At 54.3% G+C, this 12855-nt stretch carries 11 protein-coding genes; all 11 read left to right on the top strand.

Features of this window, described 5'->3' with window-relative positions; translation table 11 throughout:
* The 11 genes from C1877_RS13185 to C1877_RS13135 all read left to right on the top strand — a co-directional run bounded on the left by C1877_RS13185 (window position 1) and on the right by C1877_RS13135 (window position 12418).
* Window positions 1-1350: a phenylacetate--CoA ligase family protein gene (locus C1877_RS13185; RefSeq protein WP_015539763.1), complete on the top strand. Its 1350-nt coding sequence runs from the start codon at window positions 1-3 to the stop codon at window positions 1348-1350.
* A 24-nt stretch (window positions 1351-1374) separates the two neighbouring features.
* Window positions 1375-2298, top strand: coding sequence for a D-alanine--D-alanine ligase family protein (locus tag C1877_RS13180; RefSeq protein WP_231847622.1), 924 nt, complete (start codon window positions 1375-1377; stop codon window positions 2296-2298).
* Between the two features lie 3 nt (window positions 2299-2301).
* The gene (locus C1877_RS13175; protein WP_114569387.1) at window positions 2302-3315 is read left to right on the top strand and encodes a glycosyltransferase; all 1014 of its coding nucleotides are present in this window, start codon (window positions 2302-2304) and stop codon (window positions 3313-3315) included.
* Window positions 3316-3659: 344 nt separating this feature from the next.
* Window positions 3660-4919 carry a glycosyltransferase family 4 protein gene (locus tag C1877_RS13170; RefSeq protein ID WP_167536636.1) on the top strand — a complete coding sequence of 420 codons (1260 nt, stop codon included), beginning with the start codon at window positions 3660-3662 and terminating at the stop codon, window positions 4917-4919.
* 1 nt (window position 4920) lies between these two features.
* Window positions 4921-6828, top strand: coding sequence for a heparinase II/III family protein (locus C1877_RS13165; protein ID WP_041239415.1), 1908 nt, complete (start codon window positions 4921-4923; stop codon window positions 6826-6828).
* Window positions 6818-8095, top strand: coding sequence for an O-antigen ligase family protein (locus C1877_RS13160; protein WP_083809045.1), 1278 nt, complete (start codon window positions 6818-6820; stop codon window positions 8093-8095). Before C1877_RS13165 ends, C1877_RS13160 begins: the two co-directional genes overlap by 11 nt.
* A gap of 2 nt (window positions 8096-8097) precedes the next feature.
* Window positions 8098-9360, top strand: coding sequence for an oligosaccharide flippase family protein (locus tag C1877_RS13155; protein WP_041239414.1), 1263 nt, complete (start codon window positions 8098-8100; stop codon window positions 9358-9360).
* 309 nt (window positions 9361-9669) lie between these two features.
* On the top strand, window positions 9670-10215 hold the full coding sequence (locus C1877_RS13150) for a hypothetical protein (protein ID WP_114569386.1): 546 nt from the start codon (window positions 9670-9672) through the stop codon (window positions 10213-10215).
* Between the two features lie 422 nt (window positions 10216-10637).
* Window positions 10638-11096: a hypothetical protein gene (locus tag C1877_RS13145; RefSeq protein WP_114569385.1), complete on the top strand. Its 459-nt coding sequence runs from the start codon at window positions 10638-10640 to the stop codon at window positions 11094-11096.
* A 4-nt stretch (window positions 11097-11100) separates the two neighbouring features.
* Window positions 11101-11370 carry a hypothetical protein gene (locus tag C1877_RS13140; RefSeq protein ID WP_114550528.1) on the top strand — a complete coding sequence of 90 codons (270 nt, stop codon included), beginning with the start codon at window positions 11101-11103 and terminating at the stop codon, window positions 11368-11370.
* Window positions 11371-11584: 214 nt separating this feature from the next.
* Window positions 11585-12418: a recombinase family protein gene (locus C1877_RS13135; protein WP_114569384.1), complete on the top strand. Its 834-nt coding sequence runs from the start codon at window positions 11585-11587 to the stop codon at window positions 12416-12418.
* The last annotated feature ends 437 nt before the right edge of the window (window positions 12419-12855 follow it).

The following is a 12855-nucleotide window of genomic DNA, read 5'->3' as shown; positions in this document are numbered from 1 at the left end:
ATGGATAAGATGAAGCTCTATAATGCCATGCCGATTTTCGTGCAAAACATCGGTTGTCGCCGTGAAGGTGGGCGACTTGCCGAGCTAAGATTCGGCGGGGACTTTAAGTCGCGTCTAGCCGATTACAACTCGCGCATCGCTTGCTCGCGTGACGAGCTACTTGATATTAGGGACCGTAAGCTTCGGAAGATGGTGCAGTTCTGCTATGACGAGGTTCCTTTCTATACGAATATGTTTGATGAGGGCGGAGTCAACCCTGCGTCTATCAAGACTGCTGACGATCTCGCCGCTCTTCCAATTCTTGACAAGCAGACCGTTCGGGACAATGTTGAGCTGTTGAAACCTAAGAGTCTCGAGCAGATTCCTCATATCACTGAACACACGAGCGGATCGACGGGGTCGAGTCTCATCTTTCCGCAATCGGTCGACAATGTTCGCGATCTTTGGGCGGCTTTTTGGCGCTTCTGGAACCGTATTGGCATTGAATACGGCACGAGGTATGCCGACTTCGGCAGCAGGACCATTGTGCCGCCGAACCAGAGAAAGCCGCCTTTTTGGCGGGAGTGTCAGCCGCTTTTCCAGATTAAGTTCTCGGCTTTCCACGGCAACGATGAAAACTACATGGCTTACTTCAAAGCAATTAATGATTACGGACTAACCTGGATCCACGGGTATCCTTCGTGCATCATGCCGTTTGCGTCATTCGTTGCGCAAAACGGTCTGACTTTCGATAAGCCTATCAAGGCCGTGACGGCGAGTGCCGAGAACTTATATGGTTATCAGCGGTCCATCATAGAGAAGGCGTTCGGGGTACAGCCCCATGCTCTGTACGGCCTCACTGAGGCGGTAGCGTGCATTGGAGAGGACGCCGACCATGATTACATTGTTGACGAGGATTACTCCGCCGTTGAGTTCATTGAATGCGGCGATTATTCGCGAATCATTGGTAGTAACCTTACCAATTTCGCCTTCCCACTCTTGCGTTATGACACCGGTGACCTTGCCATTACCACCGATAGGCTAAAGAACGGCCGAAGGGTAATCGAGCGGATCGATGGGCGGACTGGCGAACTTTTGTCGCTTCCCGACGGAGGCAAGGTCGGCGCGCTCTCTGCTTTGTTTACTGAGTCGGCGACGATCAAGGAAGCTCAGATTCATCAGCTAGAGGACTACTCGGTCGAAATTAGCTTTGTTCCTCTTTCGGATAACTACACTGAGGACATCGCCGAGGCGGAGAAACGCTTCCGCGACAGGACCAAGGGAATGCTCCCCGTATCCTTCAAGCGCGTCGACGGAATCGAACGCACGAAGCGCGGAAAGCTTCGCTACGTTGTGTCGGACATCAAATAACTGGACGGTTGGAGGATGATGAAAATGGCTAGACGAATCGCATTGCTTTGCGGTGGCGCCAGCGGGGAGCGCGAGGTCTCGCTCTTATCGGCCGCAGCCGTGGAAGAGGCTCTGGAAAAGCGTTACGAGGTCATAAAGATAGACACAGGCGTTGAGGGCTGGGCTCATACGCTCCTCGACTCTTCTGTCGAAGGCGTCTTCATTTGCCTTCACGGAGGGGCTGGGGAGAACGGGTCGATCCAGGGGTTCTGTGAAAGCGTTGGCTTGCCCTATACGGGGCCGGGCGTTCTCTCCAGCGCGATTGCAATGGACAAATTTGTGGCAAAACTGTTGGTCGAATCTTTCCGCATCCCAACACCTGGATACATCAGGGTGCTTCGTGGTGAGGAATGCAATATAGAAGACATTAGGACCAAACTGGGAGGCAAGCTTGTCGTAAAGCCTTCAACCGAAGGGTCCGCCCTCGGCGTCTCCATCGTCGACAATGGAGACGATCTCGCTTGTGCGATTGACACTGCGCTGGAGCTTGCTCCCTCGGTTCTGGTTGAGCAGTTTATTTCAGGCAGGGAGCTGACGGTCGCGGTGCTGGGTGGGGAGAAGCCTCGCGTTCTTCCTCCCATTGAAATAATCCCGGCTAATGAATTCTATGATTACGAGGCAAAATACGAGCAGGACATGGCGCAGCACATTTGTCCGGCAAATCTCACTGAAGCAGAACTTAGGCAGTGCGAGGAGATGGCGTTGGGAGCCCATGACGCCCTCGGCTGCTATGGTGTGTCCAGAACCGATTGTATTCTGGACGAGCGCAACCGCCTCTGGTATCTGGAAACGAACACCATTCCCGGCATGACCGGGACCTCGTTGCTTCCTGATGCAGCAAAGGCTGTTGGCATCACTTTTGATGAGCTCTGTTGGAATATCATGGAAGATGCCTGGAGTAGGTGCTAGCAGTTGAAGGTCTACTATCTGGGACAATTCCCTCCTCCGTACGGCGGAGTGACGGTTAAGAACGCCTTGCTCGCTGAGGCGCTTGCTGATCGCGTCCCCGTCGAGAAGGTCGGCTTCAGGGATGTGGGAACCGTCAAGATCGTTCGGCTTCTGATGACGTCGAAGGACGGCCTTTTCATGCTCGGGTTCGGTAACGCGAGGATACAAAGGGCTCTACTTTGTTTGCTCTCAATCGTTAGACCGAGCGTTCTCTCTCGGTGCTATCTAATGGCAATGGGGGGCCTTCTTCCGAGCCATTTGTCGAGCGATTTAGCATATAGGAAAGCCTGCGCGAAGCTGGGTCGTATTTACGTTGAAACCAAGACCATGTGTAATGCAACAAGGAATCTTGGCTTGGATAATGTGTCGATTTACCCTAACTGCCGTAACAGGCCGACTGCTACGGTCTTGCCGCATAAAACGGGCGGCGTCCTTAAATGTGTCAGCTTCTCGCTAATTGGACCAGCGAAGGGGGCTGACGTCATTCTGGACTGCGCCGAGCGCCTTGCGGGCGTTGAATTCTACTTCTATGGGTGTGTTGAGGAGACATTCAAGGATGCTTTCGAAGCGCGGGTTTCGGCGCTTCCGAACGTTTTCTATCATGGTGTCTTCGACTCAGTGACAAATGATGCGGTTTCCGAGCTCTCTAGGTATGACTTGCATCTTTTTCCCAGTAAATGGGCAGCAGAAGGCGTTCCGGGCGTTTTGGTTGAGACAAAGATGGCAGCGGTGCCGACCGTTGCGAGCAATATTGGCTACAATGCCGAGCTTGTCGCGTCTGGTAAGGACGGCATCGTTCTTGATGAGTGTACGGCTGAAGCGATGTGCGACGCAATAAAAGCTTTGGACAGGGATCGCGAGCGTCTTGTTTCGATGAAGGAGGCGGCGCTCGCGTCGGCGGAGTATTTTTGTGTAGACCACTACCTCGAGGAGCTGGTCGCGGATTTGGACAATGGGCGGAAGGGGGCCCTTAGATGAGCTCTTTTATGAATGCGGCGAACAAGCAGAGAAGAGCGCATTAGCGGTATTGGCATAAACTCAAGCCTTTCGAGGCTATATGAGACGTAGATTTATCTTTTCGCAATTTGTTAACCTCGCTCAGTGTGAAATTGGCTAGGGTTCAACCTGCGGCTGCAAGGGCGTAGGCGTAGTGGCGCATAAGCGTGCGAAGATTGGCAAGAGTTGCGTGATTGCGCGACGGCGGGCGTAGAGGGCGTTGCGAGGCGTCTGCTGTCGGCGATAATTAGCACATCGGCGCGGGTGTGAAGGTGCTCGGTCCGATTGTGAATGGTGACAATATGATGATTGGGGCGAATGCTGTGATGATCAAGGATGCTCCCTTTGGGTCTGTTCAGGGGGGTGCCTACGAAATGTCTAGATCGGGCACCGAAGGAGGACGTCGACTGAGCGTTCTGTTCACTTCCGCAATTGACTTTAACTCAAACTCATCTCTCGGCATCTCTGCTAAGGTGATGTCTCAGGCGAAGGCTTCCGAGGAGGCTGGACACGACGTCTATATAAGTAAGGACTACGGCTTAGAAACGAGGATAGAGCGACCTAGTAGCGGGGAAGTCGTTGCCAGCCATGTTCGGAAGACCGCGGGAGATCGCAGAAGCAAATATGCTTTTCTGAGCAATTGGTCTCTTGCGAACGGTGTTGAGGCAGTGGTTATTCGTTTTGACCACCTTGATAACGTTTTCTGCTCGTTCTCGAAACAGCTTCGAAGCAATGGGGTTGTCCTTGCGGTGGAGTTTCCCACCTTCCCCTTTGAGATGGAAAGGGATGCGCGCCATAAAAGGCTTCTCGAATCGCGCAAGTATTTGAGCTATGTCGTACATAGGGCATATGCGTGGCTGGAATCCCTTAGGGCGAAACATGCCCCGCGCTACTTCGACTACGCCATCACTTACCTTGATGACGACACTATCTGGGGAGTGCCGAACATCACCTACGACAATGGAATTGACCTTGGAGCTATTCCATTGAGGAAGGCTGGCGCGCCTTGCGAAGCCGTGAGGCTTCTTGCTGTCGCCAAGTTCTCCCCTCATCATGGTGTTGACAGGCTCATTCGCGGGCTTGCTGAGTATAAGGGCGCCCGACCCGTGCTGCTTACGCTCGTTGGTGTGGGTGCAGAGAATCCTTCCTTGGAGAAGCTTGTTTCCGAGCTGAAGCTAGAAGATTTTATTGTATTTGCGGGTGCTGCGACCGGAAGCAAGCTTGACGCTTTCTTTGATGACGCGGATGTTGCTGTCGGTTCTCTTGGATTGCATAGAATCGGGATTTCCCTCGGTTCAACGATGAAATCCAGGGAGTATTGTGCCAGAGGCATACCGTTTATCTATTCGTTCCCCGAGAAAGGTTTTAACGGGGACGAGGAGTTCACTCTCCTGCTTCCCAGCAATGACGACCCGATACCCATTGACAAGGTTGTCGCTTTTGCAAATAGGACGGCTACAGACCCGGAGACTGGCAGCAAGATGCGTGCCTTCGCCGAGAAGCAGTTCGACTGGAAAGTGCAGATGGATAAGGTGCTGAAGGTTCTAGAAGCGGAAGTTACGGATAAGAGAGGCAAGAAAGGCTAACATGGTTCAGCGTATATGCCGGCGTCTTGCCGTTGCGGTCGCCAACAGGACCACGCGTAAGGTTAAGAGGCAGATATATAAGAGTAGTAGCAGCGCCATCCGCCAGAAGGCATCTTGTTTAGGTAACGAGCTTGCCGAGGGTTTTAACGGGCACATTTTTGTCGATAGTGGCTCTGCTGGATTCAAGTCCTTCGATATCGAGATCCGGAGAGCTGCCGAGAGGATAATCGGTGGCTCCTTCGTGCTTTTCGGGGAATGGTTCGATCTGCCAAGAGATATTACCGTGGAAGACGAATGGCGTACTGATTTCGTTGCTGGATATCGTTTTCCAGATGGGCCTTACGATGCCATTAAACCGGAATCTGGAGTTGCCGACATAAAGGTGCCATGGGAATACGGAAGGATGCAGTACCTTCTCCCCCTTGCGGCAGCATTTCGCCAAACAGGCGATGCAAGGTTCCTTGATTGTTATCGTGCCAAAGTGGGCTCTTTTGCCTCTGTGAACCCTATGGGGAGGGGTGTCCAGTGGACGTGCACTATGGAAGTCGGCATTCGCGTGTTCAACCTACTTTCCTCATACGAGCTGTTGCGGTGCGGGCTTTGCGAGGACGACCCAATGCATACGGTGATTGCGGAGCTTGCTTTCTGCCATGGTGAGCATATTTGGGCAAACCTCGAGACATCAGCTAGATTGCAAGAGAACAACCACTACATCGCCGACCTGCTTGGACTTGCTGCTGTCGTTGCGGCCTACCCCAACCTGCCCAAAGCACGGAAGTGGGGGGAATACACCCACAACGAGCTGATGAGATGCGTGCGGAAACAGGTTCTCGACGACGGTTGTTGCTTCGAGCGCAGCACCCGCTATACACGGCTGATGGGAGAGATGCTCTTCTTCGCGGGCAAGTGCTTTGCTGAAACGCCCTATAAGCTGCCAGCGGAGTATTTTGAGCGTCTTTCGATTCTCGGTCGTTTTCTTGATGCCGTAACAAACAAAGATGGGCGTTCCCTGCAGGTAGGAGATAACGATTCAGGACGCGTAGTGTGTATTTCACCCGAGCGCTATGATGACTTACGCCTCGTGAGTAGGCTGGTTGACAGGGAAATCGGTCCGGATGCTCCTGATGAAGCGTTCTTCGCCGAAGAAGAGCTGCTTTACGGTGCTTCCGGCCGTGTTGCATGTTTTCCCTCATGGCGCGGAGGGGCGAGAACGTTTTATGATGCGGGTATGGCTCTTGCTAGGTATGGAGACTGGTCGTTGGGATTCTTCGCTTCTGATGGCTTTGTCGATGAGTCCGAGCCTGGACATACGCATAACGATAAGCTTTCCTTCACGCTTGGCTTCAAGGGCGTGCCGTTTTTTGTGGACCCCGGTTCTGGTGTTTATACGCGCGATCCCAAGGTGCGCAATATCCTTCGCGGTACCGCACAACACTCGACGTTGCGGTTTGGGAATCTTGAGCAAAATGAATTCCGAGGGTTGTTTGGGTATACGAGGTGCGGCGGCGCGAGCCTTGATGTTGCGGAGGCTGATGGGACGGTTGTTTTCAGGGGCGTGACGGATTGCTGGGCCACGCGTCTTGGCGTGACTCACAAGAGGGTTGTGGAGGTTGGATCGGAGGGGGTTGCGGTCAAGGATGACGTTGAGGGCGCTGCGCCCGCCGTTGTTGCGACGAGATCATTCGTTCTTGCTCCGGAGGTCGATGTTTCCGTTGTGGGACGCAAAGAGGCGGTCCTAACGTGTCGGGGTGTTTCGGTGGTCTTTTGCGCCGAAAGCGATATTAGCGTTCGGGAGGGGCTTTATTCCCCACATTATGGCGCCGTCATAAAGAGCTCGATTCTTGATGTTCCTTTTGAATATGGCAGGACTAATGTGATTACTGTTAGGGAGATCCTTAATGAAGACTAGAACCTCTAGTGTTTCTTACGTGCCGAATGCGGATCTAACGGGGCTTGTCTTCTGCTTCTCTCTGATAATACTTCTCTTCTCTAGTATTTCGCTACCGGCAGGTTCTCCTATTGGCTCTGTGGTTGGAGAGGTTCTAGGGTCGCTTCCTGGCGTTGCTGTGGTGGCGAATGTCGACTCGTTTTCCCTTACGCAGGTTCGTTATTCTGACCTGAACGTTGCGATACCGGTGGCTTTTCTTCTCATGGTGGTTGTTCTCGTTCGTAATGGCAAACGAACTCTGAGTCTGAGGATGAATATTGCCTACGCTTTCCTCCTAGTTTTCGCGTTGATTGCTGGGACTTCCGCGCTTTTCTATAAGGAGTACGTGGAAGCCCTGAAGCTTGCGGTTTATGTGGTAGGCATCGCTTGCTTCTTCTCGTTCGAAGACGAAGAGAGGAAGGGCATCGCTAGAAAACTGCTCTCCATATGTCTAGTAGCTGGTATCGTGAACGCCGGCATAACAATTTGGCAGTATGGTTCTATGGCCAGTTGGGAGTTCTCTCCATCGACGATTCGCCTTTATAGACCGGATGGGATTTTTGGCGACTCGATCATTTCTGCTCTGTTTAGCAATGTGACTATTGCGGTTTTGGCTTTGGGTGCCACGCGGCTTAAAGCGCCTGTGCGCATCATTGTAATTTTGCTGTGCATGGTTGCTGGCGTTGTCACCGGTGCGAGAACTTTCTATTATCTGCTGGTAATCGTTGGCGCTTACCTGATGCTGGCTAAGACTCGTGATGTCTCGCTTGAGAAAAAGGCACTCCTGCTCTGTTTGATGATTGCCGTCGTTGCCGTCGTTGCTAGTCCGCTCGGACAGTCGATGATCGATTCCCTGACGTTTCAAGATACCGTTTCAAGTCGAGATATCAAGAGGCAACTGGCGATAGAGCAGTTTGGCAACTCTCCCGTTTTTGGCATCGGCACCGGGCAGTACGCTATTTACGAGGCTTCGCTTGGCATGCCGGCCAACTCCGGTCTTCACGGAACGAACCCACATAATGTCTATGTGCAGGTTCTTTGCGAGAATGGACTGGTTGGATTTATCCCCTTTGTTCTAGGTCTAATTTGTTCCCTTTGGCTGGCGTTCAAAAGAAAGAACGCTTTGGCCGTTGTGTTGCTGGTCATTTACACGGCGATTGGCTGGTCATTGGGCATTCTGTATTCAATTGCGTTCACCTCGTTCTTTGTTGTTTTCGTCTGCTCCCTTCTAGGGACTTCGGAGGATTAATCTTGAAGATTAAGCAGGTTATACCGCGGGACTTTTCGGTTGTGACTATGTTTAACATGGCCGCAAGGGCGCTACAGCTGGTTGTGACCGTCGCATTGGTACGGATACTTTCAGTTGAGGATTACGCAAGCTACACTGTGTTCTTCACAACTTCGTCGACTATTTTAGGGATTGCCGGGCAAAGTATCGCGCTTGCCTATGTTCGCTACAATACCGAGAGGATGACCAAGGATCGTGCATACCGCGATTCACTTATTTTTATTTCGCATGCGATTAACGTAGCTTGCCTTGTCCTTCTTCTTGTCGGGTCTTACCCTATGGCTGAAGCTATGGGAGTCGCCCATCCAGTCATGCTGGCCGCTATCGTTTACGGCTTTTTGCTGGGTACTGTGCAGCTGAATATCGCCTTCTTCCAATCCCGTGAACTCTATGCTAAGTCCGGTGTTGTCGAGAATGCGAAGCAGTTGACCCTGCTCGCCTGCATTGCGCTTGCGGTTGTATTGGCGGCGGGTTCGTTGGAGAGCATTCTTGCATCGTACTGCTTTTCGGGATTAGCCTGTTTTGTGATTTCGCTTACTATGATAGGGAAGCTTGTTAGGCACGGCGATGCGGCTATCGCGGTCGACTTCAAGGCTGGTAGGGAGTTCCTGGCTGTTTCTGCTTGGTTGATTCTCTATAGCGTTGCCACGCAATTGTACAACCAGGCGAATATCACTATGCTGGCGTCCTTTGGGTCTACCCAGGCGGTCGCCGAGTTCGGCGTTGCATCGAAGTACTTTAACATGGTGCTGCTCTTCCTGCCTTCCATTAAGACCGTCCTTCGCGTTAGGATGTCCAAGGCGGAGATGACCGAGAGTACCGAGAAACAGCGCGAGTTTGCCATCAAGTGGTTCAAGAAGACTACCGTGCCATTCGTGGCTTTGGTTGCAATTTGCTGTGTCGGGGCTCAGCTTGTTTTCCCTGTTTTGAACGGTGATGGATACGATGCCTCTATACCAATGTTTCAAATACTGTGCATCAACGCATTTTCGGCCTATGTCTTTGCGCCGGCGTCCGCGCTCATCATGTCGCTGAATCGCTATGGTCTTCAGTTTGCCATAGCGCTTATCTCCCTTGCCATCAACCTTGTGGGCAACTATCTTCTGATACCTCTGTACGGCGGCATCGGTACTTCAATTGCCACAACAATATCGCAGATAGCGCTCAATGTGATGATGACGGTTGTCGTATTCAGGGTTGGTGCCAAGAGTATTAAGTTGGGGTAGGCGCCTAAAAGCCATCTGGGCAATAGTTGCTGTTTGGAATTCGTTTTAGAGGGGTTGGGCGAACGAAGTTCAATGTTGAAGGTGTTGTCCAGGAGATCGCCAGGATGGCCGACGGCCCGGCCGTCGACATAGATCCCTTGACCTATCGCAACGTTGAACTGTGGTGAGGTGCGAGCGGCAACGTAAGCATGGGGAAGAGGTGACAAGGTGCCGCACCGAGCTCGAGCACGCTGAGAAAGACGCCGAGTTCGGAAGTGCCATCAATGATATGCTTGCGAATATGTAGGCTCTTGAAGAAAGGACTCTGCGTTGGATTCTTGCAGCCTAAGCGCCGTTCTGGACACCTTGGCCCCAGCGCTCCCGTCGCTTGTTGGCACGCTTATCGGCGGGGCCGTGACGCTACTTGCGGCTTGCATGACGGCAAGGCACCAGAACAAGCTCGAGGACAAGAGGCTCGACGCCTCTCGCGAGGATGAGTGGAGGCGCTTCGAGCGCGACAATCTGGTGGGACTGCAAGAAGCTGTCCAGCGCGGTATGAGGGCCACGGGGAAATGCTGCCTCCAGATGGATAAGCTTGCTACCGAGGGGAAGGAATGGGCGGATTGGATTGTTGATCCTGCGGACTCGGAAATGCAGCGCCAGTCGCTGGAGGATATCCTGTTGCTTTCGTGTAGGATCGACGACGTCGAGCTGGTAAAAGCCCTCTCGCTATTTCGCCAGAAGGCTCATAACGTCACTTCTGACTCAAGGACCCGTACTCAGCTGTTCGATTCGATGAGGGAGCTATCCGATGCCTACGATGCCGCTATGGAGGTCATCAGCGAGAAGCTGAAAGACTGCGTTAGGGGTCGCTGAGCCGGATGAATGGGGACGGAGGCGCGTTCGCTCTTGATGAGTTTTGGAGTGTGAGGCCGTGTGGTTCATGCTATATCGGGTTCCGCAATGTCGAGAAGGCCTCATTTCATCCGATATTATGTGACCGATTGCGAAGATTGGGCTGATACTTAAGGCAGCTGCTTTAAGTATCAGCCCCTATTGATCGACTTCGACCTCTAGTGTTTACTTGCCCCGCAACTCAAGCCGAGTTGCGGGGTTTCTTGGTCTTTGGGCGGATTATTCGCTGCTGGTTAACGGTCGTTAACTACTGGGGGTGACAATCGTCAAAAGGCCCTCTTTCGTCGTGGCCGCCGCTCGCCCTTAGGGCACGTCCAAAATACTTCGTTCTCCGCCTCTGGGCAGGAGCGCAATCCCGCGCTCCCTGACCCAGGGGAGGAAACATGCCCTCATCGCGAAGCTGCCGCAGCAGCTATGACTGCATCGTCAAGATCAAGGGCGTCACCATGCGCCCGATACTGTTTAGCCAGCTCATGCGGAGCGACGGGGAGGGGGCGATGAACCCCGAGGAACTGTTCGCAGACGACCGCAGCCCCGCCTCCGAGCAGGAGCGCGTCCACGAGGACGAATTGCACTCGCTCATGCGCAGCATACTGGACTGGGCGATATCCTTTCTGAGCGAGTCCAGCCAGGGTACCATCCGCGCCATCTACTTCGAAGGCAAGACCGTCAAGCAGCACAGCGAGGAGGGGTACGTCACCGTCTACGCGATTTACAAGCGCCTGGCGCGCTCGTACCCCGTCATCAAGGAGATCGTCCTCGAGGAATTGGAGGGGCTCGACGACGAGACGCGCGCCGAGCTCGAGGCCATGTTCGGGATTGGCGGTCGCGATGAGAAATGAACAGGTGGAAGCCGTGCAGGGCGAGATGCTCCATCGCGATGGCGACGAGCCGCTTGTTGCCAGCGAGCTGAACGAAGCGGCGACTACTGCCGCGCTGCCGCGCGAGCTTCGGCAGGATGCTTCTGCAGCGGCTTGCGATGAGCCTTGCGCACGATGCGGATCAATCGGCGTGCGCGTGTCCTACGCCGGGGAGTGCAGCATCGAGGAAGCTGTGTCGCGCTACCTGGCCGCGCGCGAGAACGTGCGCGATGTCATAGGCGACGGGCCTGCGTGACGCGATTCGGCCGGCATCGGCCAACGCTCCATCAACCCTGAGATTTCCGCCTTCGCCGGCGCCGAGTCGCCGAAGGCGTGGTACGATTGCGCCAGACGCATACAAGGGCCCTCGGCGTCGGTTGTTTTTTCTTGGCGGGAAGCGCAGCGCATCCCGAGGGCATCCTCAGAGCCTCCTGGCGCACGTACAAGCACGTGCAAAAGGAGACCTTTTCATGCCCAAAACCAAAACGCCAAAAACAGCGGCCAGGGTCTATCGCGCCGCCAGCTACGCCAGGCTCTCCGTCGACGACGAGAGCTACGGCACCAGCGGCTCGGTGCTCAACCAGCACGCCATAATCCGCGACTTCGCCGACGCGAACGGAGGCCTGAGCATCGTCGCCGAGTACTCCGACGACGGCTTCTCGGGCTCCACCTTCGAGAACCGCCCCGGATGGGGCAGCCTGCTCGCCGACGTGGAGACCGGCAAGGTCGACTGCATCGTGGTCAAGGACCTGAGCCGCCTCGGCCGCAACTACCTGGACGTGTCGCGCTACCTGGACCAGGTGTTCCCGGCGCTCGGCGTGCGCGTGGTGGCCATCACCGACGGCTACGACTCCGCAGCCGAGAAGACGCCGGCCGACGCGCTGATGCTGCCGGTGAAGAACCTCTTCAACGACATGTACTGCCGCGACGCCTCCGCCAAGACCAAGGCGTCGCTTTCCGCCAAGCGCCGCCGCGGCGAGTTCGTTGGCGCCTTCGCCCCCTACGGCTACGCCAAGGGGTCGGGCCCCGACCGCGGCAGGCTTGTGATCGACCCGGAACCCGCCGGCGTTGTGCGCGGCATCTTCGACGCGCGCATCGGCGGCATGAGCGCCGCCGGCATAGCCGCCATGCTCAATGAGAGCCTTGTGCCAAGCCCCTACGAGTATTTCGCGGCGAAGGGCGCGGCGCGCAGCTCGAACTTCTGCAAGGGGGAGAGGACCGCCTGGGACGCGCGCACGGTGCTGCGCATCCTGTCGAACGATGGCGCGATCGTTTGGACTAAACTTATTCCCCCATTCCATTAGAGAGCTCTTATTGGCTATTTGCTTTATTTTCGTTGTCATGATCGACGGCGGCTGGAGCTACGTTTTTGGTTCGATCGCATTGGTCGTTTATTACTTTTTCGAATGCTTCTCGTTGAAGAAAACCAGGGAGAAAGGTGGAATGTAGTTCTACCGTTGTGATTCTAAGGCAAGTGTTCTGCTGCTTTTGAACGAAGCGAAAGGCAGCGCACGCTGCCGGTAGATATTGGCCTATATGCCCTGTGCAAATCATACCTTAGAGGGGTGGTTCATGATTGTGGTTTCGGTTGAATTGCGAAGCTATCCGAACGTTCTCTCCTAGATAGGCGTTTGCGCAGTTAGCCGGACGTTTTGCAATGCGGCATACCCCCTGTTTTGATTCACGGCCAGGGGGTATGCCGGCTTGTCGGCGTGCTCGGATGAGTTCGCGGGCAGGCTCC

It is taken from the genome of Gordonibacter pamelaeae (genome assembly GCF_003340385.1).
GTDB lineage: Bacteria > Actinomycetota > Coriobacteriia > Coriobacteriales > Eggerthellaceae > Gordonibacter > Gordonibacter pamelaeae.
Note: the sequence above shows the minus strand (reverse complement) of the source record. Positions and strands in the feature narration are given on the sequence as shown.

Bases quoted from the DNA above. Each gene is read 5' to 3' on its own strand.
- C1877_RS13170 (WP_167536636.1), top strand. From the start codon at position 3,660: ATGATCAAGGATGCTCCCTTTGGGTCTGTTCAGGGGGGTGCCTACGAA.
- C1877_RS13180 (WP_231847622.1), top strand. From the start codon at position 1,375: ATGGCTAGACGAATCGCATTGCTTTGCGGTGGCGCCAGCGGGGAGCGC.
- C1877_RS13165 (WP_041239415.1), top strand. From the start codon at position 4,921: ATGGTTCAGCGTATATGCCGGCGTCTTGCCGTTGCGGTCGCCAACAGG.
- C1877_RS13145 (WP_114569385.1), top strand. From the start codon at position 10,638: ATGCCCTCATCGCGAAGCTGCCGCAGCAGCTATGACTGCATCGTCAAG.
- C1877_RS13185 (WP_015539763.1), top strand. From the start codon at position 1: ATGGATAAGATGAAGCTCTATAATGCCATGCCGATTTTCGTGCAAAAC.
- C1877_RS13160 (WP_083809045.1), top strand. From the start codon at position 6,818: ATGAAGACTAGAACCTCTAGTGTTTCTTACGTGCCGAATGCGGATCTA.
- C1877_RS13135 (WP_114569384.1), top strand. From the start codon at position 11,585: ATGCCCAAAACCAAAACGCCAAAAACAGCGGCCAGGGTCTATCGCGCC.